We start from the raw sequence: 20,074 nt of genomic DNA, 5'->3' as shown, positions 1-20,074 counted from the left end.
GCTTGTTATTTTTTACCCAAAACTATCGAATTAATACTAAAGTTCCGGTCTGTTGGATGGTGGTATTTCCTGCATCTTGAAACGAAACACGGTAAGCATAGCCACCTATACTAGCAGGAGTGCCATTATAACTTCCATCCCAACCAAGACTCGGGTTGGTAGAATTGAAAATTAAGTTACCCCAGCGATCAAAAATTTGCATCTGAAAGTTGATGAAGACGCCATCTCCAACCGTAAAGGTATCATTGATTCCATCACCATTTGGAGTAAATGCGTTTGGCAGTCGAATGGTGCCAACTGAAAGCGGGAAGCAGAACTCTGGACTCATTTCTGAAGTATTCCCGCAGTCATCTTCATAAACTACAGTGTAGCAAAGTTCTAATTGCCCTGATTTTAAATTGGTGTCGGTAAACTCTGGGCTTGATGATGTTCCAATAGCACTGAAGGTATCGTCTGGGTTCTTTTTGTAAATCGTATAATTTGATGTACCAACTGGTGCTTCATTAAACTCTAGCTCGAAAGTAGCATTTACTAACTCTCCATCCATAGACTGTATTGCAGGCGGACTGAGAGTGCCACTTAAATCAGGGATAATTGGTGCACTCTTAGAAGTAGCGGCCCCGAAAGTAGCTTCAAAATAATAGCTTTCTACCAATGTACAGTTACTCAACATGCGTTGCACTGAGCCTGTATTTGTGGTGAAAGTTTCTTGAGGGCTGCTGTTTTCGTAGAATTGCATTTGAGTAAGACCATTGGAGTTTGAGCTGAAGTCAAAATCAATTTGAATATCTGAGTTTACATAGGCGGAATTAGATTGAGCCGCCACAGTATGCACTGTTTCAGATGGTATTGCTGTGTTATCGCATTGAGTGGTGCTTTCAATTTTTACCGAATACACCGTATTAACAAAATCGAAATTACTGTTGGTGTAAGTGTAGTTTGTTGGGTTTGTGCTTGGGTCTAAAGTAATAAGTTCTGTTTGGCTTCCGTCTTCTGATTCAATCATTAATGTATGTACAATCCTACTGTCCAAGCTTTCATAATTGATTTCAAGTGTGGTGGCACCCAACACCTCGAGTCTGTTGATTACTGGAGTAGGGGAGCTGTCGAGCGTGGTAATTGACTTTGTAAAGCCAGAACAGTTTGTGGCATTCCCAGAAGCTAGTCCTTGTACGGTAATGTTATAATTTCCCGCAGTGGCATATGTATAGGGTAGTTCATTTGAATCAGTTGCTTTGTCAATTGTTTGTATAGGGCTTCCATCTCCAAAATCAATGGAATAACTATCGTAGCTGTCTTGGGTAAAATCTATATCTAGAAAAACCTCATTGTTAGCGCAGGCAAATACATTGTAGGTAGGTTCTATGGCTTCTATTACGGTGATTTTGATATAATCAGATTGCTCTCCGTTTGGTAAGGATTGACTAATGCCTATTACATAATATACCCCTGGCTGGGTGTATTCAAATTGCTGTTCCGCTTGAAAGTTAGTGAAGCACTGGCCAGGGTCTTGTTGGAACGTACTGCAATTATTAGGGTCTGTGGTGTTAAGGTAATCGAACTGAGTTGAGGCCTTTACATTAGTGATGTTAAGTGTAAAGGGGGCGCACCCAATTACGTGATCAACTTCAAAATTAGCAGTGAGTTGGCTTTGGGTTTGCCCGCTTACGTGATTCGAAAGCACAAAAAGCAATAAAATCAGAACACCAAAAGGTGTAATAAACTTTGAAAGTGCTTTTGCGTCAATTTTCAATTCAGGTGCTAATTTGATTATGCTTCTTGATTAACGGTGTATTGTCGCGAAACTTATTTAAAAAGTCGGCTTTGCGGTTCTATCATTTACTGAGTAGCTAAAAAATCAATCAGCTCTAATAAAGTTTGTTTGTGTTGCTCACCACTCTCCATGTTTTTTACCGTGTAAATATTAGTGTCAACTTCTTCTTGCCCAACCATAACTACAAAAGGTATGTTTTTCTTGTTGGCATAACCCAATTGTTTTTTCATTTTGGCTGGCTCGGGGTATACTTCACAATTCACATTGTTGTTCCGCAAACGAGAAGAAAGACCTAAAGCGTGCTCCAAACAATTCTCATCAAAATTGGTAATCATCACCTTGGTGTTGCCCAGTTGATTTGAAGGGAAAAGGTTAAGCTCGTCCAGTACGTCATAAATTCTATCCACGCCAAAAGAGATGCCGACTCCCGAAACACCTTCTAGGCCAAATACCCCAGTAAGATTATCGTAACGGCCACCAGCGGTAATTGTGCCCATTTTTACGGAGGTAGGTTTTACCTCATATACGATTCCTGTATAGTAAGAAAGACCACGGGCCAAGGTAAGGTCGAAGTGAGTTTTGTCGTGAGCAACCCCCAAACTGGTCATGTGTTTTAATGTAGTTTCAACTTCGTTTAAGCCTTCTAAACCTACTTCCGAGCCAATGAATACTTTTCTGAGGGTTTCAATTTTATCGGTATTGTTTTCATCAAGTTCCAGAATAGCGGTCAATCGGTCAAGTCCAGGTTTTGGAATGCCCAACTGCGACATTTCTTCTAGCATTTTCTCTAAACCTATTTTATCCAGTTTGTCCAAAATAACGCAGAAGGCAGAAAACTTGTCTGTTGCGCCAATAACATCGGCCAAACCTTCAAGTATTTTTCTACTGCTTATAGAAACCTGATAATCTTTGAGTTCAAGTTTGCAGAAAATTTCATTCACCATGGCCATTAACTCGGCTTCGCAAACCAATGAATTGGTACCGATGATGTCTGCATCGCACTGATAGAATTCTCTGTATCTGCCTTTTTGTGGTCTATCGGCACGCCAAACGGGCTGCACCTGATAACGCTTAAAAGGGAAGGTGATGTCGTTTTGGTTCATTACCACATACCTTGCAAAGGGGACGGTGAGGTCGTATTTTAGTCCTTTTTCGGTAATCTTCTTGCTCAACTCTTTAGCGCCAGCTTCAAAATCACTGAAATCTGTTTTTGATAGAAAATCACCAGAGTTTAGAATCTTAAACAAGAGTTGGTCGCCTTCATCACCATATTTTCCTGTTAGTGTAGAAAGGTTTTCAATAGCGGGAGTTTCTAGTGGCATAAAGCCATATTTCTTAAAAACACCTTTTATAGTATCTAGAAGATAATTTCTACGAAACATTTGTTCGGGTCCGAAATCGCGTACGCCTTTTGGTAATGAAGGTTTTTGAGCCATTCTTGTTGGTTTTAATCATACAAAACTACTAAACACAGGGCTAATCTGGAGGGTCTAAAACAGAATATTGAAAACTTATGTGAATTTTATTTCGCTAGGGGTTTATAAATTCTATTCAAACTCTTATCTTTGCACCTCATTTCGAACAAGTACTATCATGGGGATAACGAGATTAAAAAGAAAAGCGAGAAGAAATAAGCAGAGGTCTGCTGATAGGGTTAATAAAATCAAGCAATTGACAAGTACCCCTGTAATTGCTAAAATTGACGCTGAAGCACTAAAAGCTTCATTTGAAACTTCAACTAAAGCTGAGGCTAAGCCAAAAGCTAAAAAAGAAGAGGCAGAGAAAACTGAAGAGTAATTTACTCTTTTTACATATTTGAAGGGACTGTTGAAAGACTGTCCCTTTTTTTGTTGGGCTTAAACCAATAATGAAAACTAGTTCAAATCTTGTTGCTAAGATTTATAGGTAAGAATTGTTTATTTTGGTTGATCAACCTTATTCAACCATGACAAATATTGATAGACCCAAAGGTAAAGATGAAAGTAAACTGAGGCGATGGGTGGCCAATCTTCAGTTAGAAAGTTGGCAGCTGGAGCTTCTTATTACTGGTTTTTCCATTTTTTTGCTTGTCACTGGTATTGGAGAGTATGCCGAAATCAACCGAAATATTCAGGAGAATAAGCTGAACCCTGGAGCGAATGGAATCAATCCGCTGCTCAGTATTTCTATTAACTTCATTTTAGACACCATCCCAATTGGGATGAAATTCTTCCTTATTAACTTATTAATTCATCTCTTGCTCAGAGGGTTTTGGATTGGTATTGTAGGTCTTAGTTCGGTGTCAAGTTTTATCGACTATGATAAACTTGCGTTTAAAGGAAAGTTCAGGAAATATATGCCAGAGAAGGTTCGCTCTCTTGACGAACTGATCGTTCACCTAGATAAGATTTCTAGTGTAATTTTTGCCTATACATTTCTGCTGGTCTTTTCCATTGTTTCCGTAGTAATTGTTGTAGCCATAGGGGTAAGCTTGCTGAGCGTGACTGTAATGCTCAGTACTTCTAATGAACTGACAATATGGGTAGGGATAATGAATTTGGTAGCAATTTTTGCGGTCATTTTCTATTTTGTGTTGGCTATAATCTTCTTTCTCGACACCTTGTTTTTTAGTGCTTTCAAGAAATCAAAATGGTTTTCGGTGTTGTATTACCCCATTTATCGCTTCTTTTCGGTAATCACCTTATCTATTTTATACCGGTCAATTTATTATCACCTTATTACCACCTATAAGAAAAAGCAGATCATAGGAGTTTCCTCGGTGCTATTGTTGGTGCTTCTGGTCACGTTCAGGGCCGATGCGCTGGATGTAAATGTGTTCTACCCAGAGCGGACTAATATTTCTGAAGGGTATATGGTTGAGGGCTTTTACGATGATTTAAGGGCAGATGACCAATTTATTCGTGAACTTAGTTTGCCTTCTAAATATGTTGAGAATGGTTTTCTTGAGCTTTTTTTACGCTACAACCCAAAGGATAATAGTACGCTTGAATTGCTGTGCCCAGATAGTTATAAGCTTAGCCCAGATGAAGGTGTTTTGCAAGGTTTCAAAGCTGGAATGAAAGTTCAAATGGACACTACTCTGAATGTAGATGATTTAGTGCGTGATAAGAATTATGAGGCGCGTTTGGAACAGTCTTTGGCATGTCAAACTCAGCTTTTTGAGGTATACATTGATGGCATATTATATCCTAACCTAGATTACGCTTTCAAAACCCATGCTTCAAATGGCGAAAAAGGATACTTAGCGGTGATAGATGTTATTGAACTGGGAAGAGGAAAGCACCTTTTGGAAGTAAAAAAGTTAAAGGCTAGTAGTACTGCACGAATGAGAGGTATTCAGCTAGAGGATTTAAAAATGGAGCTTATAGCAAAGCTTAATTTTTGGGTAGAATAAATACAGCCCAATTACAATGGCGATTGACACATTGCATTGGGCTGTATTTAGTAGTATATTTTTCCTTTAGGTGAAAAGGAAGTCTGCTTAATAATGATACTTTTTCCAATGGCTTCTTATTTTCAATACAATGAAAGTTATAATTCCAGAGTAGAATAAGGCAAGGCTCAGAAGTGTGCTATCAATATTCATTTTGTTCTTTGTTTATGATGAATCAAAAGTAGCTGGTTGTCAAAACGAATATCTAAGTGATTCTCTTATTTAAAATTTTAGGTAAAAATTATCTCCATTTCACTTTAATGAACTTCTTCCCTTTTTGAAAATGATCTGGGATGTTTGAAAGGATTTCTTCACGCAATTTTTCAATAAGTGATTCTTTGGTAAAGCTCTTATGCACTACTAAACTAATTTCTCTTATAGGTTCAGGACTTTCTAAGCGCTTTACTCTTGGGTCGTCCAATTCTTCTATCACCGATAACTCCGGAACAAGCGTATAGCCCATGTTTGAGCGCACCATGTTTTTCAGTGTTTCGATAGAACCGCTTTCATATGAAAAGCCTGGGTTGTCAGATTGTTTCTTTTTATCACAAATATTCAGTACTTGATTTCGGAAACAATGCCCTTGATTTAAGAGCCAAAGACCGTACAAGGGTAGGCTGTCTGGTTTAATGTTGCTTTTCCCGTAAAGCGAGTGATTTTCTGAGCTGTATATTAGAAAAGGCTCATTGTATAATGGGATTTCTCGAATGGATGATTCTTCTAACGGAGTAGCCAAAATACCAATGTCGACAAAATCATTTTTTAAGGCATGAATAATTTCCTCAGATTCCATTTCCCTAATTTGTAGATGTGTGTTAGGGTGTTTTTCAGAAAAACTTTTTAAAAATCTCGGCATCAAATAAGGGGCTACCGTAGGTATAACCGCAATTCTAAAACTACCAGTAATGGTGTCTTTTTCTAAGTTTACCAACTCTTTTAGCTGATGCGCCTCTCTCAAAATTTGTCGAGCTTTGTTAATAATAAGTTCTCCTGTTGGAGTAGGTACAATTGGGTGCCTCGAACGATCAAAAATCAGGGTATTCATTTCATCTTCAAGTTTTTGAACTTGAAGAGTGAGCGTGGGTTGTGTTACAAAACAATGCGAAGCGGCAGTTACAAAATGGCGATGCGTATCAAGCGCAACGATGTATTCAAGTTGTTGTAAGGTCATTGTATAGCTTTAGTCTATACTAATATAGATACCATTAATTTGATTAATAGTTCCGAAAGGCGGAAATTTATGCCATTAAATAAATCGGGTAAGGTTAAAAACTCACGGAAAACGAATTATGAACTTTCACACTAGAAAATGGGTACGCCCCACAGATTTAAATCCTAATTCAACTTTGTTTGGAGGTAGGCTTTTGGAATGGATAGATGAAGAGGCCGCACTCTATACTATTGTTCAACTTGAAAACAGACATATAGTAACCAAATTCATCTCTGAAATCAATTTTATAAATGCCCCTAGGCAGGGAGATATTATAGAAATTGGAATTGAGGCTGTGGCCTTTGGTCGTACTTCAATCACATTAAGGTGTGAAGTACGAAATAAGCTTACTAGAGAAGATATTTTGAGTATTGATAAGATTATTATGGTAAACCTAGGCGAGGACGGAAAGCCTGCTGAACACGGTAAAACCAAGATTGAATATGTTAAAGGTAGACTCAGTTTGTAATTAGCAAGCCCAAATAAAATAGGGGGAAGAGCTATTTCTCTTACTTCCTATTTTATTTAGTTTTTAACCTCCTCACAATCTCTTCGCCCCAAGCCGTTCTTTCTTCCCCAACCCCTTCGTAAGTATCTAGTCGCAACTCTTTAAGCTTCTGCATGGCATCTTCTGGGCTTAAACCTATAAACCGAAGAAATGAATATGCGATCATCCCTGTTCTATGAATTCCCGCAGAACAGTGAAGGTATATCTTACCGCCTTGCTCTAAAATATCTTTCATTCCCGAAAGTAAAGCACCGAGTTCTTCGGTTCTTTCTTCTGCCAATGGCTTTGCGCTTTCCATGGGTAGCCAAAGCCATTTTAAATTTGATTTGTCGGTAAGGATTTTAATTTTTTTAGCGCCTTCGTTTTCTGAAAGCAAGGTCAAGATGTGTGTACAATTTTGAAGTTTTAAATCTTCAGTAAGTTTCGTGCTTGGCCGGTGTCCAATCGCCAAATATCCTTTTCCAATGGCTACCCAGTTTACGAGCTCCATGTTCTCAATTCTCTTTTGCATGGCTTTTACTTTACCTAGTAGAGGGCCAATGATTTGCTTTGAGCTTCGGTTATTGTCTACCGCTGATTGTAGGTCAATAAGAAGTTCATTAGCATTTTGTATACCTTCTTCAAGGCTAGAGGGAATGGGGTTGGAAAGCCATAGGGTTGCGCTTTCTAAAAGCTTGTTTGTAGTCATTGAGTGGTTATTAATCTCTACCAATATAATGTAGATACTGGAACTTGTAATTATGTTTGGTTTTAATGTAAATAAATAAAACCAGCTACCTTCTATTGTCCGAATCTTCCAGCATGCTTAGGTAGCTCGTGTAGCGTGAGTCAGCAATTTCTCCATTCACAAAGGCCTCTAGCACTGCGCAGCCTGGTTCGTTTACGTGGAGGCAATTGTTGAATTTGCATTGGCCTAAAAATGCCCTCATTTCAGGAAAGTAGTCGCTAATTTCATCTTGCTCCATTTCTACCAATCCTAGCTCTTTAATTCCAGGCGTATCTATGATTCGGGCATTATCTTCGGTTTCAAACATTTCGGCAAAAGTGGTGGTGTGAGTTCCTTTATTAGCAAAGGTAGAAACCTCACCAATTCGTAAACCTAGTTCGGGTACCAATGCATTTAGTAAAGAAGATTTGCCTACACCAGAATGGCCAGAAATTAAAGAGGTTTTGCCCTTTAACGCTGCTTTAATTTCATCTAATCCTTTTTCTTCCAGCACAGAAATAAGTAGAGTTCTATAACCAATACTCTCGTAGAGTTCCTTCAATTGCGCTGCAATTTCTAAACCTTCCTCATCGAGTAAATCGCTTTTGTTAATGACTAAAATACATGGGATTCTAAACGATTCGGCACTGACCAAAAAACGATCTATAAAGCCTAAAGAAGTGCGTGGAAAGGCAAGTGTTGCCACCAGAAGTGCTTGGTCTAAATTAGACGCGATAATGTGCGAGAAATTAGACTTACGGGTGGATTTACGAATTATGTAATTAGTACGTGGCTCAATGGTTTTGATTACGGCCGAACCTTCTTCGCCTTCTTGTTCAAGCGTTACCCAGTCGCCTACCGCAATTGGGTTATTAACCTTCAGCTTGTCTTGCTTGAATTTACCGCGCAATCGAGCTTTGAAAACTTCTTCGCTTTCGGTTTTCACTTCATACCAAGAACCCGTAGATCGAATGACTCTTCCTCTCATTTGTTCCATTGGGTTAAACTGTCCATAATTTTGGCGGTAGCACCAGTGTTTTCTCGAATATACGTTTTACAAATCTCAGAAGCTTTATTTCTGAAATTAGTATCGGTAGATAGTTTTGCGAAATGCTCTTCAATTTCTGATTGTTGCGTGAATGAAAATGCGCCTCCTTTTTCAATTAGCGCCAACGATTCAGGGAATTTTTCTAGGTTGTTGTTCCCGAAAATTACGGGTAGCCCAAAAGTTACCGCTTCTAATATATTGTGTAGCCCGTCTCCAAAGGCTCCGCCAATGTACGAAAATTGCCCATATTGATAGAGCGAAGAAAGCATGCCTATGGTGTTGATAATTATGATTCGAGATTGATCAATGTTTTCAGGAGTAGCTTCTGTAATTCGGCAATGGGGTAACTTCAAGCCCTTTTCTAATTGCTTGATGCTGTTTTCACTCACATCGTGTGGGGCAATTATGAATTTCACGTTTTCCGAACGATTGATAATAGGGAAGAGGAAGGCCATATCGGAAGGCCAGCAACTTCCAATTACCATGACGAGCTCGTTTTGGCTGAATTGTGCTACCAATGGAAAATGCTTTGGGTTGCTCACGGTGTCTACTACCCTGTCAAAACGGGTGTCGCCAGCAACAGAGACTTGTTTGATGTTAATTTGCTGCAGTAGCTTTTCAGACTTTTCGTTTTGAACAAAAATGTGATCGAACAAGTTGAGCGTTTTTCTGAAAAAACCTCCATTGGGTTTGAAAAAACGCTGTTTTTCATTGAATAAGGCTGAAATGCAATACAGCGGAATTTTGCGTTCACTGGTTTGTTTGAGGTAGTGATACCAAAATTCGTATTTCACGAAAATCACCAAGGCTGGATTGACGATATCTAAAAAGCGTTTGGCGTTCTTTTTTGTATCGATTGGTAAATAGTAAACAAAATCGGCTTCGGTGTAATTCTTCCTGAGCTCGTAACCTGATGGAGAGAAAAATGTAATGAGTATTTTATTATTAGGTTTTGAATTAAGAAATGCCTCAATTACTGGGCGACCTTGTTCAAATTCACCTAGTGAGGCACAATGAAACCAAATCACAGGCTTTTTGATGTCTGAAAAATCCTTTGCTAGGCGATCAAATATCCCTACTCTACCGTTTACGAACTTTTTTGCTTTTTCATTGAATGGGGCTACCAAGCCAATAACAAGGCGATAAAAACGGACGGATAAATTATAGAGAATAATAGCCATTCAGAACAAAAATAAAAAACCCTCCATTAAGGAGGGCTTTTATACTAAATATTTAATTCAGCTTAGTTTTTTGAAAGGTAATCAGCAACGCCATCTTTAGTAGCTTTCATTGCTTCTTTTCCTTCTTCCCAGTTTGCAGGGCAAACCTCACCGTATTTTTCAACATGGTGAAGGGCGTCAACCAAACGGATCATTTCATCGATATTTCTACCTAATGGCAAATCGTTGATAGTTTCTTGTCTTACAGTTCCTTCTTTGTCGATTAAGAATGTACCTCTGTAAGCAATAGGAGCTCCTTCGAAAGTAAGTTCGCCTTCTTCGTTGTAGTTCCAATCTCCTGCTAAAACGCCATAATTATGAGCAATTGTTTTAGCCGTATCGGCTACTATAGGATAGGTAACACCTTCAATACCACCTTGATTTTTAGGAGTCATTAACCAAGCCAAATGGCTTTCTTCAGTGTCGCAAGAAGCTGCAACTACCGCAACGCCTCTTTTCTCGAATTCACCTAGCTTCTCTTGAAAAGCCAAAATTTCAGTAGGGCACACAAAAGTGAAATCTTTCGGATAGAAGAAAAATACTACATCTTTTTTACCGATGTACTGCTCAAGAGAAAATCCCTCTACTATTTCTTCTCCGTTAATTACCGCTGGTGCGCTAAATATTGGTGCTTTTTTTCCAACTAATGACATTTGTTTTTTATTTGAATTGAATAATTAATTTCTTTTACTAATCTTTACGTTAAGAGACCACTCAAATTAGTCAAATCCCACCTTTTATTTATTGATGAAATTGTCTTTCACGTGTTTTCGGCTGCAAAGATAACTGTCAATAGAGTCGAATCAAATGCTTGAAGTTTTTCTTTTAGGATAAATCAGAATTAGTTTTAAGCCATATAAATGTAAAATACAGGCTTCGAATTTATTGTTAACTTTACGTAACCTGTTAATACAAAATCAATGAAGAAGATCTGCTTATTTCTTATGTTTCTAATTACGCTTTCTGCTTGCGATGAAGGCGGAATTTTAATTACTGTGCCTTCTGTAGGTAACTATGAATTCACTATCAACAGTGACGAAGCCAATGGTAGCACAAATAACAGCTATACCGCTGAACGTTTGGTAGATCCATCGGCATTATTTACAGAAGATTCGGAACTGATTAAGAATATTACGCTTAACCAGCTGACTTATGAGATTTCAGATTATTTTGGCACTGCGGGTAATGATGTCCTTATGAGTTTAAGTCTTTCTACAGAATTAAATGGTACCACCACAGAGGTGTTATCGGTTACTGGTATTACGTTAGCTAATGGACTTTTTACTGCTTTTGAAAGCGGAAACGCATCTTCTCAACTTAGCGCAGCCCAAGTGGCCAGTTTAGAAGCTATTATAAATAACCAAGAGCCTTTTAATTTAATCGTTACTGCAGGCTTTGATAAAGACATTGAAAGTGATTTTACTGTTGAGGTAGTATGGGATATTACCGCTTCTATTTCACAAAACACTAACTGAGTATATTTTTAACTGTTCAACCTTATAATTATTTAGCATTCTTTTTAAAACCTTAACAATGAAAAAAAACGTACTGTTAATTTTGCTGATGGCCACTATCATTAGTGCCTGCGGAGAAGCTGGTATTCAATCAGATATCTCCCAAGTTGTGGAAACTGATCCTGTTACGGTAACTCTTGATGTTCCTGCGGTGGCGATTGGTCAATTGATCAATGAAACTCCACCAGTTACTGTAGAAACAGGTGAAATCAATATTACCTCGGATGAGTTTGATGAGTACATGGATGAACTTCAGCGTTTTACCATCAACAAGATTTGGTATAAGGTTGAAGGCTTTAATGCTGGAAATGAAGCTGATTTGGATGTTACTTTGAATATCATCAGTGGAGGTAATTCAACCGAACTTTTGGAAACTACAATTGTTGATGCCCATCTTAAAACAGAAGATGTGCTTCTTTTCGATAAGGCAGCTCCTGGCGATGTAAATCCTGCTGCTGTGTCAGTCATCGAAAGCGCTTTATTGAATGGTACTTCTTTCAAAATTGAACTAGTATTAGTTGGGAAGAATGTTACTTTTCAAACAGCTAGCGACACATTTGATTTCTTATTCAAGTTTGATGTAACCGCCAGAGTTCAGTTAGATTAATTTTTTAAAAGCATTTTGACATGAAAATTTATACAAGAATATTATTGATCGCTGGACTAATGGTGTCAATGGCGAATGTTTCTAAAGCACAATTTGATTTTGACTCTTTTTTAGAAGCGGGTTTGGCAGATGCTAATAAGCTATTAGAAGCTTACATGGCGCCTGCTTTTCAAGGTATTGGCTATGGTGTAAATGCAGGTTGGTATAATACGGCTAGGCCACATAAAACTTTAGGTTTCGACCTGAATATTTCTGTGAATGCCGCAATTGTACCTTCCAGTGGTGAGTTCTTTACTTTCAAAAATTCTGATTATTCCAATGTGAAATTATCGAATGGTACTTCAGCACAACTGCCTACTTTATTTGGGCCTAATTTGGGTGCTGATGATCTACCGGAATTGACATTTATGGATAACAGTGGTAATGAAACTATTCGTATTTCAGCACCAACAGGTTTAGGTTTAGAAGAGGAGTTTCCAACAAACGCTGTACCTTCTCCAATGATTCAATTAGGGGTTGGTTTGATAAAGGGAACTGACCTTAAGATTAGATATACACCAGACATGTCGTTTGGCGATGAAGAAGAAGCCAATGTGAAATTATTTGGTATTGGCGTAATGCACGATATTAAGCAATACTTGCCAGTAGTGAAGAAGTTGCCTTTCGATCTTTCCATGTTTGTAGGGTATACAAATTTGAAAACGGGGTTTGTTGTAGATTCAGACTTAAATCAAACTGCGGAGTTTGAAACTAAGGGAACTGTAGTTCAGGCATTGGTTTCAAAAAAAATAGCACTTCTTACAGTTTATGGAGGCTTAGGCTATGCAAAATCTAAAACAACTTTTGGGTTGAAGGGAGTATATACTACTGAAACCCAAAGTTTTACTGATCCCATTGATTTAGCTTATGAAAATGGTGGAGTAAAGGCGAATGTTGGATTAAGAGTCAGATTGTTATTCTTAAATATTTTCGGTGAGTACTCTTTCCAAGAATACAATACAGCTACTGTAGGTATTGGTTTTAGCTTTAGAGAAGGAGCCAGCAATACAAACATTCCAATTGTACCAGGTATTTAAGAAGTACTACATTGTTATATAATAAAAAAGGGGCTCAAGCCCCTTTTTTATTATTACTTCCCCTTAAAATCAGGTTTTCGTTTTTCCACAAAAGCATTCATTCCTTCTTTCTGATCTTCGGAGGAGAAGAGCATGTAGAAGTTCTTTCTTTCAAAGTGAAGCCCTTCTTCTAATGGTACTTCAAAAGATCTTTTCACGGCTTCCTTAGCCATTTGAACAGCGATAGGGGACATTGCCGCAATTTCACTGGCAAGGCTAACGGCTTCTTTTAAATATACTTCAACAGGTACAACTTTATTTATCAGTCCATAACCTAAGGCTTCTTCCGCGGAAATAAACTTTCCTGTTAATACCAATTCCATGGCCTTTGCCTTGCCTAAGGCTTTAGTGAGTCGTTGGGTGCCTCCTGCTCCTGGCATTACCCCAATTTTAATTTCAGGCTGGCCAAATTGAGCAGTTTCAGACGCTACTATCATATCGCAGGTCATTGCCAATTCGCAACCACCGCCCAAGGCAAAACCAGATACTGCTGCAATAATAGGTTTACGAGTTTTATTAATCTGATCCCATGTACTAAACTGATCTACTTTCCACATATCAATGGTAGACTTGCCGGCCATCTGTTTAATGTCGGCACCTGCTGCGAAGGCTCTTTCATCTCCTGAGATAATAATAACACGGACTTCATCGTCTTGATCTAACTCTTTTAGGCAATCCCTAATTTCACCCATAAGTTGCAGGTTCAACGCGTTTAGTTCTTTAGGTCTGTTCAACTGAATTAGTGCAATGTGTTTGGCGTAAGCTTTATTTACTTTGATAAATTCCATAGGTTAGGTTTGTTTTTTAGATCACTAAACAAAAATAGAAAGAAATGGGAATGTCTAAGGTGAAGGTGCTATTTGTTTGCTTGGGAAATATATGTAGGTCTCCTTTGGCAGAAGGTGTGTTTAAGAAGAAGGTAGAAGAGAAGGAACTAGCCGATCGTTTTTTTATTGATTCTTGTGGTACTTCTAATTACCATATTGGAGAGCAACCCGACAGGCGAACCGTTAAAAATGCATTAACCAATGGAGTTCGGCTCAATCATCAAGGTAGGCAGTTCACCGTTCAAGACTATAATGATTTCGATTATATAGTTGCCATGGATTCGAGTAACCTTAGGAATATTGAGATGCTTAGGCCTAAAGGTAATGATAGACAAATTAAGCTAATGCGGAGTTTTGATGAAGCAGGTTTAAATAAAGATGTTCCAGATCCATACTACGGAGGTGAGCGTGGCTTTCAAGAAGTGTTTGATATTATTGATCGCTCTGCACAGGGTTTACTTGATTTTATAATTAAGGAGAATCAATTGTAGAGATGCTGAATGAAAAAAGCCGATTCCAAAGTTGGAATCGGCCTTTTAAGCAAAATATACTAACTACTAACTAACTATAATTACATAGTATATTTTATTCTAATTCATGGTGAATTAATTATCCCACCAAACTGGAGAGTCATCGTTGTCACCGTTTGCTAATCTAGCTACAGCAGCTTCATAGTTCTCACTGTTCAAATCAGACTCATTTGAAGGGTAGTTATATCTCAAAGGGATATTACCATTGTCATTCAAGAAATTTGGAGTTGGAGTTAACTCAGGGTATCCTGTTCTTCTCCAATCAGCCCACATTTCGAACCCATCAGGGAATAAAGAAATCCACTTTTGATCTCCGATTTTTTCAGCAACATTACCTACATAAGCATTTTGAGGATCAGCTAAATATGCTGCAAAATCAACTGCATCATATACACCTCTTTGTCTCCAAGAATCTTCGATACCTTTAGCGTATAAAGTAGCAGCAACTTCAGTTGTCCAGCCTAATTCAGCAGCTTCAGCACGAGTAAGTGCGATGTAAGAAGATGTGATGAAGTAACTATCAGAAGTTTGACCTGTGATAGCATCACCCATCAAAGAATACTGATTGTTTGCAGTCCAAGCGATCAATTGATCTCTAGTATAACCATATGGAAGGCCTACATAAGCACCATTGGTGTTTTTGTTTGCATACACCTCTAATCTTGGGTCGTTTTTAGCAATAAGCTCATCAATCATCACGTCACTAATGGTATAATCGGCTCTAGTTAAGAATAGAGAATACCATCTGTTTGCAAAGTTGTTGTTGTCCAAGTGAGGGTATAGGATGTTATCTGCATTTGAAGCAATGTATCCGTCTGAATCATTCAAAGCAGCGTTAAATTGCGTAGCAGCATAATCACCAGCTCCTGGGTAGCGCTTAGATAAACGAAGAGAATAGATCATTCTTAATGAATTTGCTAATTTCTTCCATTTAGCTTTGTCGCCATTCAACAAGATGTCGCCAGAAGGCATTGCACCATTGTCAAAACCGTTTTCAGCCTCAGTCAACTCTTTTAAAATATCTTTATAGATACTTTCTTGAGTGTCGTATGAAGGGAAAGTGTTTCCATTCAAAGCTTCAGAGTAAGGAACATCACCCCACTTGTCGGTCACTTTAGAGAACACATGAGCTTTTAAGATTCTAGCAACAGCGATTTGGTTCGCGTTTGAACCATAATCTGCAGCTTTTGTCTTAGTATCTGCATCAGTGTTATAGTTAATGATCGTATTTAAATTCTGCAATACACCAGTATATTCGCCCCAGCTTACAGGTCCTACTGCGTATAATGAGGTTTCAGGGTATTGTGTTTCAGATAAATACTGAACATAAAGAGATGGTGCAGTTTGGGTTTCGTACCCAGAAACTGACCACAGAGCACTTGTAAGCAATGCATTTGGTAACGGTGTACCAGTTTGCGCTGGGTTTACGTTAGTATCTCCAAAATCATACTCTTCACATGAGCTCGCTAAGAATAGCACAGACACCAAAAGTGATGCTAATATGCTTTTCGTTTTTATAATTGGTTTCATTTTTCTCATTTTAATAAGTTTTAAAATCCAAATTTAACGCTCAAACCGTAGCTTCTAGTACTAGGAAGCTGTCCGTTTTCACCGTAAGAGGCAGACTGATCAGAAGGATCCCAGTTGTCTTGACCTTTCGCAGTTGCAATTAACCATGGGTTTCTAGCAATGAACGACACGTTGATGCTGTTGAATGGAGAGTTACCAAATACTTTGGTTACTGGAACTCTGTAGTTCACAGAAAGCTCACGCATTTTAAGGTAAGTAGCGTCATAAATCATAGTTTCGGCCATTCTATTTTTACCATAGAACTGATGGAAATAAGCGAAAGCAGAAACGTATGTGTCAACTGGGTTACCATTAGCGTCAACACCTACCATACGGATACCACCGCCATCAGCAACAGCATCTCTTACGTTTTTACCATTTTCGTTGATGGCTGCAGTCTCATCTAAAAGACCTGAGTAGTTACCCCAGTGCTCTGATAGAGAGAAGAATTTACCACCTTTTTGGTAGTCAAATGACATGTTCAATGTCAAGTCTTTCCAAGTTAAAGTAGAGATAATACCACCGTTGAAATCTGGTAATACAGAACCGAAGTATACGTTTTGCTCAGGAGTGAAAAGACCGTTGGCATCTAGAATAGGAAGACCTTCTGCATTTCTTGCAATGGCAGTTCCTCTTAATTGACCCCACTCTTTTCCTTCTTGGTGTACAGTTCTTGCAAATCCGAATGAGCCAGAGCTATAGATTAAACTTTCTAAGTTATCAGCAATGCTTACGATTTCAGACTTGTTCTTAGCCCAGTTAACAGTTAAGTCCCACTGGAAGTCACCAGAACGAACTGGAGTACCAGAAAGCACTAACTCAATACCAGATCTTTTTGTTGAACCAGCATTTTGAAGAATAGAGCTATAACCTGAACCTGTAGCGATTTGCGCAGAAAGGATATCATCTCTGTGTTTCTCATTATAGTAAGTAAAGCTAATACCAGCTCTTCTTTCAAAGAATTTAAGGTCTGTACCAAATTCTACAGAAGAGTTAGTTACTGGAGAAAGGTTTGGATCTACTAGACGGCTTGGAACTGACATTAATAGGTTGCCACTGAATTGGTTAGCACCGATTCCGTAGTATGCTTCTGTTGTATAGGCTCCAAGGTCACTACCAGACTCCGCATAACCAGCTCTGATTTTACCATAACTTAAAGCAGGAAGTAAGTCTTCTGTGAATTCAGAGAATACAAAAGATCCACCTACTGAAGGGTAGATATAACCATTTTTACCTTTTGGTAAGCTAGAGCTCAAGTCATTTCTAAGCGTAGCTTCTAAGAATAAGAATTCTTTATAACCTAAAGTAGTTCTTGCAAATGCACTTCTAGTTTTTTGTAAAGAATAACCATGTCCTGTTACTCTAGGGTTTACAGTGTTAGCTAATGACCAAAGATCAGGTACAACCATACCTCCAGAAGTAGCACCATTGATACTAGTACTTAAGTTGTTTCTAAGGTTTCCTCCAAGGTTGAAGTCAACAGAAAGGTCACCGAAAGTTTCAGAGTAAGTAGCTAAGAATTCGAAGTTATCTTCAGTATAACGAGACTGGTTAGTAGAGTAAGAGTTGAAGTAACCAGTTTGAGCACCAGAATTAGCTAATAAAGCAGGAAGTCTAGTTTCTCCACGTCCAAATACTTCATATCTTCTAGCGGTACCAGTGATTGAAAATTTGTCGTTTAACTTATAAGTTAAAGAGATATCTCCGAATACTCTGTTAGTATTTGATCTATTATCCAATAACTCAAAATAAGTGTATGGGTTATACCAGTAGTTACCTCTGTTGAAGTTTGTAGTAGAGAAGTTTGTGGTAGCCGATACGTTACTGTGGTTCCAAGAAGCGATATTGCCAGTAGGAGTTTTGAACTGAGATAACTCTCTCAAAATGTCCATATCCAAGTTTCTATGGAACCATGAGTTGAAGTTACCAGTTGCATTGTTTGAGTAACCATCGTTGAAATCACCTTGAACTTCTTGATCTTGGTAGTTTACGTTTGTTCTGATAGAGAAACGCTCAGAAACATCGAAATCTAATTTAGCTGAGATATAGTTTTTCTTTAACTCAGAGTTAGGAATCAAACCAGTTTGTTGCTCATTAGTGTAAGAAACTCTAACAGAGTAACCTTCACCACCTTTTGAGAAACTGATGTTGTTTCTTAAAGTTTTACCAGTTTCCCAGTAGTCTCTAATGTTGTTTGGTTGTGGATCAAAAGTAGCAGTCTTGAAAGAATACTTAGAACCAGGGTACCAAGCATACCAAGGAATGTACTCAGAACCATCCATTTTAGGGCCCCAGCTAGCATCATCAGTATAATCGTGGTATTTTTTACCATCAAATACTTGCCATTCAGCAGGGTGATTAGGGTTCCAGTTGTAAGTGATCCAGTTAGCAGAACCACCACCACCATATACGTTTTGGTATTTAGGCTGACGTCCTACTTCTTCGAAAGTGATACCTGTAGTGAAATCAACAGCCATGTCGCCTTTAGCAGCACGTTTTGTTGTAATCATTACAACACCATCCGCAGCTCTTTGTCCGTAAAGGGCAGTTGCGTTTGGTCCTTTCAAAATGTTAACACTCTCAACGTCATCCATGTTAATACTACTTGGGTTAATACCTGGAGTACCATCAACAACCCAAAGAGCACCACCATCAGATGTTAAACTGATGTTACCTCTAATTCTAACAGAAGCGTTAGAACCAAGTCTAGCACCAGACTCTGTTCTGATTTGAACCCCTGCTACTTTACCAGCAAGCGCGTTTGTTACGTTTTGCTGCTGAGCCATGTTCAAATCTTTAGCATTTACCTGTTGTGCAGTGTAAGGTAGTGTTTTTGCATCTCTAGGAATGTTCAAGGCAGTTACAATAACTTCACCGAAATCCACTACCTCAGGTTGCATAACTACATTGATGTTATTTCTACCGTTGATTTGAACTTCTTGGGTAATAAAACCTAAGTATCTAAAAACAAGAGTAGTAGCAGACTGTGGAACAGTTATGCTATAAGTTCCATCACTTTCAGTAACAACACCACTAGTTGTACCTTTGATGTAAACAGATAAGCTTATTAATGGAAGCCCATCCTCAGCACTAGTTACTTTACCAGTAATAGTTCTGTCTTGTACATTTACAGACTCAATGGTTTTACCATTAACGTCTTCGTTTAAAACTCCATTTGCAAACATAGAAGACATTACGAATGTCTGTATCACAATGCCAAATAGAGAGTACTTAGCACCTCGATAGAGGGCGTTTATACATTTCTTTTTCATAGATAAAGTTGTGTTTTAGTTAAACATAGTTTGTAAGACCATGGCGCTCTACTGCAATAGCGCGTCATGGGAGTTGTAGTAATAGGTTCTGTCATAGGCATTTTAATTGTTAAGTTAGTTATGTAATTATTTGCTTTAGTAATAGGTCTAGCACTAATGAAACCTGTAGTAAAATCAAAAAAAGTTTCATTGATGTTAGAGAAGATCTTTGAAATAGCATTCCTGAAGAAGGCGTATGACTTGCTTGAGCTCGAATAAATATTGTAAAGAATTGAATGGCTCTTTATAAAGCCTCTGTGACTTAGTTTGCTGCTAGAAATGATATAGAAGGTGTCAGACTCGGTTTGTTTCTTATGAAAGAATATAGCCGCAGTAACTAAGCCTACTTTAGTAATATTAACAAGTCGTTTTTCCATCATTAAATGGTTACTCGATTTGTTTTTTCGTACAAAAAAATAAGTAGAAAGTTGGAATTGATTTCCCGCCTGTAGTCCATTAAGTCTAGTAGTTTTAGTAGTTCCTCAGAGTCGTATCTAGGATATGGATTCTGATTAAGGATACCAAAATAATAATAATAATTTAAACTACATCGCTTGTGGCGATAAAAGAGTATTTACAGCTTTTGTTTTTGATGAGCAGTGATATATGTTGTTATATGGCTGAAAAACACATATTTGCCTCTATGTTGCGTTTTTAAAGTGACTAAGGGTAGGTTTTGCAAAACTTCGGTTACGCACTATC

17 protein-coding genes are annotated in these 20,074 nt (G+C 38.2%); 7 read left to right on the top strand and 10 right to left on the bottom strand.

What is annotated here, in order from left to right:
- Window positions 1–22: 22 nt before the first annotated feature.
- Together AWW67_RS16785 and hisS are read right to left on the bottom strand one after the other, a co-directional pair.
- The gene (locus AWW67_RS16785; protein WP_062303131.1) at window positions 23–1,753 is read right to left on the bottom strand and encodes a T9SS type B sorting domain-containing protein; all 1,731 of its coding nucleotides are present in this window, start codon (window positions 1,751–1,753) and stop codon (window positions 23–25) included.
- An 86-nt stretch (window positions 1,754–1,839) separates the two neighbouring features.
- On the bottom strand, window positions 1,840–3,210 hold the full coding sequence (gene hisS / locus AWW67_RS16780) for a histidine--tRNA ligase (protein WP_062303129.1): 1,371 nt from the start codon (window positions 3,208–3,210) through the stop codon (window positions 1,840–1,842).
- A gap of 157 nt (window positions 3,211–3,367) precedes the next feature.
- Here hisS and AWW67_RS16775 point away from each other — a divergent pair, with 157 nt between their 5' ends.
- Both AWW67_RS16775 and AWW67_RS16770 read left to right on the top strand, forming a co-directional pair.
- Entirely contained in the window at window positions 3,368–3,571 is a 204-nt protein-coding gene (locus AWW67_RS16775) for a hypothetical protein (RefSeq protein ID WP_053223031.1), read from the top strand.
- A gap of 148 nt (window positions 3,572–3,719) precedes the next feature.
- The gene (locus tag AWW67_RS16770) at window positions 3,720–5,168 is read left to right on the top strand and encodes a hypothetical protein (RefSeq protein WP_062303128.1); all 1,449 of its coding nucleotides are present in this window, start codon (window positions 3,720–3,722) and stop codon (window positions 5,166–5,168) included.
- A 280-nt stretch (window positions 5,169–5,448) separates the two neighbouring features.
- On the opposite strand, the gene AWW67_RS16765 is transcribed toward AWW67_RS16770, so the two are convergent.
- Window positions 5,449–6,378 carry a hydrogen peroxide-inducible genes activator gene (locus tag AWW67_RS16765; protein ID WP_053223033.1) on the bottom strand — a complete coding sequence of 310 codons (930 nt, stop codon included), beginning with the start codon at window positions 6,376–6,378 and terminating at the stop codon, window positions 5,449–5,451.
- Between the two features lie 118 nt (window positions 6,379–6,496).
- Between AWW67_RS16765 and AWW67_RS16760 the strand changes: the two genes are divergently transcribed.
- Window positions 6,497–6,886: an acyl-CoA thioesterase gene (locus tag AWW67_RS16760; RefSeq protein WP_062303126.1), complete on the top strand. Its 390-nt coding sequence runs from the start codon at window positions 6,497–6,499 to the stop codon at window positions 6,884–6,886.
- Between the two features lie 52 nt (window positions 6,887–6,938).
- On the opposite strand, the gene AWW67_RS16755 is transcribed toward AWW67_RS16760, so the two are convergent.
- From AWW67_RS16755 to AWW67_RS16740, 4 genes are all read right to left on the bottom strand, one after another.
- Window positions 6,939–7,613 (bottom strand): protein-tyrosine phosphatase family protein, encoded by a 675-nt coding sequence (locus AWW67_RS16755; RefSeq protein WP_062303125.1) that lies wholly within the window; start codon window positions 7,611–7,613, stop codon window positions 6,939–6,941.
- Between the two features lie 85 nt (window positions 7,614–7,698).
- Window positions 7,699–8,628: a ribosome small subunit-dependent GTPase A gene (gene rsgA / locus AWW67_RS16750; protein ID WP_053223036.1), complete on the bottom strand. Its 930-nt coding sequence runs from the start codon at window positions 8,626–8,628 to the stop codon at window positions 7,699–7,701.
- Entirely contained in the window at window positions 8,616–9,860 is a 1,245-nt protein-coding gene (locus AWW67_RS16745; RefSeq protein ID WP_062303124.1) for a 3-deoxy-D-manno-octulosonic acid transferase, read from the bottom strand. Before AWW67_RS16745 ends, rsgA begins: the two co-directional genes overlap by 13 nt.
- Window positions 9,861–9,922: 62 nt before the next feature.
- Window positions 9,923–10,552: a peroxiredoxin gene (locus AWW67_RS16740; protein ID WP_053223038.1), complete on the bottom strand. Its 630-nt coding sequence runs from the start codon at window positions 10,550–10,552 to the stop codon at window positions 9,923–9,925.
- Window positions 10,553–10,819: 267 nt separating this feature from the next.
- On the opposite strand from AWW67_RS16740, the gene AWW67_RS16735 reads away from it, so the two are divergent.
- The 3 genes from AWW67_RS16735 to AWW67_RS16725 are packed head-to-tail and all read left to right on the top strand — an operon-like array spanning window position 10,820 to window position 13,096.
- The gene (locus tag AWW67_RS16735) at window positions 10,820–11,374 is read left to right on the top strand and encodes a hypothetical protein (RefSeq protein ID WP_062303122.1); all 555 of its coding nucleotides are present in this window, start codon (window positions 10,820–10,822) and stop codon (window positions 11,372–11,374) included.
- 58 nt (window positions 11,375–11,432) lie between these two features.
- Window positions 11,433–12,020, top strand: a complete 588-nt coding sequence (locus AWW67_RS16730) for a hypothetical protein (protein ID WP_053223040.1) — start codon at window positions 11,433–11,435, stop codon at window positions 12,018–12,020.
- Between the two features lie 20 nt (window positions 12,021–12,040).
- A complete protein-coding gene (locus AWW67_RS16725; RefSeq protein WP_062303121.1) occupies window positions 12,041–13,096 on the top strand; it encodes a DUF6588 family protein in 1,056 nt (351 codons plus the stop codon).
- Between the two features lie 53 nt (window positions 13,097–13,149).
- Here the strand turns inward: AWW67_RS16725 and AWW67_RS16720 are convergent, their stop codons facing one another.
- Window positions 13,150–13,923 carry an enoyl-CoA hydratase-related protein gene (locus tag AWW67_RS16720; RefSeq protein WP_062303119.1) on the bottom strand — a complete coding sequence of 258 codons (774 nt, stop codon included), beginning with the start codon at window positions 13,921–13,923 and terminating at the stop codon, window positions 13,150–13,152.
- 50 nt (window positions 13,924–13,973) lie between these two features.
- Between AWW67_RS16720 and AWW67_RS16715 the strand changes: the two genes are divergently transcribed.
- Window positions 13,974–14,453, top strand: a complete 480-nt coding sequence (locus AWW67_RS16715) for a low molecular weight protein-tyrosine-phosphatase (RefSeq protein ID WP_062303196.1) — start codon at window positions 13,974–13,976, stop codon at window positions 14,451–14,453.
- Between the two features lie 114 nt (window positions 14,454–14,567).
- On the opposite strand, the gene AWW67_RS16710 is transcribed toward AWW67_RS16715, so the two are convergent.
- On the bottom strand, window positions 14,568–16,022 hold the full coding sequence (locus AWW67_RS16710; protein ID WP_176700069.1) for a SusD/RagB family nutrient-binding outer membrane lipoprotein: 1,455 nt from the start codon (window positions 16,020–16,022) through the stop codon (window positions 14,568–14,570).
- Window positions 16,023–16,042: 20 nt separating this feature from the next.
- Window positions 16,043–19,333: a SusC/RagA family TonB-linked outer membrane protein gene (locus AWW67_RS16705; protein WP_082794075.1), complete on the bottom strand. Its 3,291-nt coding sequence runs from the start codon at window positions 19,331–19,333 to the stop codon at window positions 16,043–16,045.
- Window positions 19,334–20,074 lie beyond the last annotated feature (741 nt).

The sequence above is a fragment of the Roseivirga seohaensis genome, from assembly GCF_001592945.1.
Classification (GTDB): Bacteria; Bacteroidota; Bacteroidia; order Cytophagales; family Cyclobacteriaceae; genus Roseivirga; species Roseivirga seohaensis.
The sequence above is the reverse complement of the archived record's forward strand: the minus strand, read 5'-3'. Positions and strand labels throughout refer to the sequence as shown.

What these genes read in the sequence shown, in the direction of transcription:
- hisS (WP_062303129.1), bottom strand. Translation starts at nt 3,210, where the DNA reads ATGGCTCAAAAACCTTCATTACCAAAAGGCGTACGCGATTTCGGACCC.
- AWW67_RS16775 (WP_053223031.1), top strand. Translation starts at nt 3,368, where the DNA reads ATGGGGATAACGAGATTAAAAAGAAAAGCGAGAAGAAATAAGCAGAGG.
- AWW67_RS16770 (WP_062303128.1), top strand. Translation starts at nt 3,720, where the DNA reads ATGACAAATATTGATAGACCCAAAGGTAAAGATGAAAGTAAACTGAGG.
- AWW67_RS16765 (WP_053223033.1), bottom strand. Translation starts at nt 6,378, where the DNA reads ATGACCTTACAACAACTTGAATACATCGTTGCGCTTGATACGCATCGC.
- AWW67_RS16760 (WP_062303126.1), top strand. Translation starts at nt 6,497, where the DNA reads ATGAACTTTCACACTAGAAAATGGGTACGCCCCACAGATTTAAATCCT.
- AWW67_RS16755 (WP_062303125.1), bottom strand. Translation starts at nt 7,613, where the DNA reads ATGACTACAAACAAGCTTTTAGAAAGCGCAACCCTATGGCTTTCCAAC.
- rsgA (WP_053223036.1), bottom strand. Translation starts at nt 8,628, where the DNA reads ATGGAACAAATGAGAGGAAGAGTCATTCGATCTACGGGTTCTTGGTAT.
- AWW67_RS16745 (WP_062303124.1), bottom strand. Translation starts at nt 9,860, where the DNA reads ATGGCTATTATTCTCTATAATTTATCCGTCCGTTTTTATCGCCTTGTT.
- AWW67_RS16740 (WP_053223038.1), bottom strand. Translation starts at nt 10,552, where the DNA reads ATGTCATTAGTTGGAAAAAAAGCACCAATATTTAGCGCACCAGCGGTA.
- AWW67_RS16735 (WP_062303122.1), top strand. Translation starts at nt 10,820, where the DNA reads ATGAAGAAGATCTGCTTATTTCTTATGTTTCTAATTACGCTTTCTGCT.
- AWW67_RS16730 (WP_053223040.1), top strand. Translation starts at nt 11,433, where the DNA reads ATGAAAAAAAACGTACTGTTAATTTTGCTGATGGCCACTATCATTAGT.
- AWW67_RS16725 (WP_062303121.1), top strand. Translation starts at nt 12,041, where the DNA reads ATGAAAATTTATACAAGAATATTATTGATCGCTGGACTAATGGTGTCA.
- AWW67_RS16720 (WP_062303119.1), bottom strand. Translation starts at nt 13,923, where the DNA reads ATGGAATTTATCAAAGTAAATAAAGCTTACGCCAAACACATTGCACTA.
- AWW67_RS16715 (WP_062303196.1), top strand. Translation starts at nt 13,974, where the DNA reads ATGTCTAAGGTGAAGGTGCTATTTGTTTGCTTGGGAAATATATGTAGG.
- AWW67_RS16710 (WP_176700069.1), bottom strand. Translation starts at nt 16,022, where the DNA reads ATGAAACCAATTATAAAAACGAAAAGCATATTAGCATCACTTTTGGTG.
- AWW67_RS16705 (WP_082794075.1), bottom strand. Translation starts at nt 19,333, where the DNA reads ATGAAAAAGAAATGTATAAACGCCCTCTATCGAGGTGCTAAGTACTCT.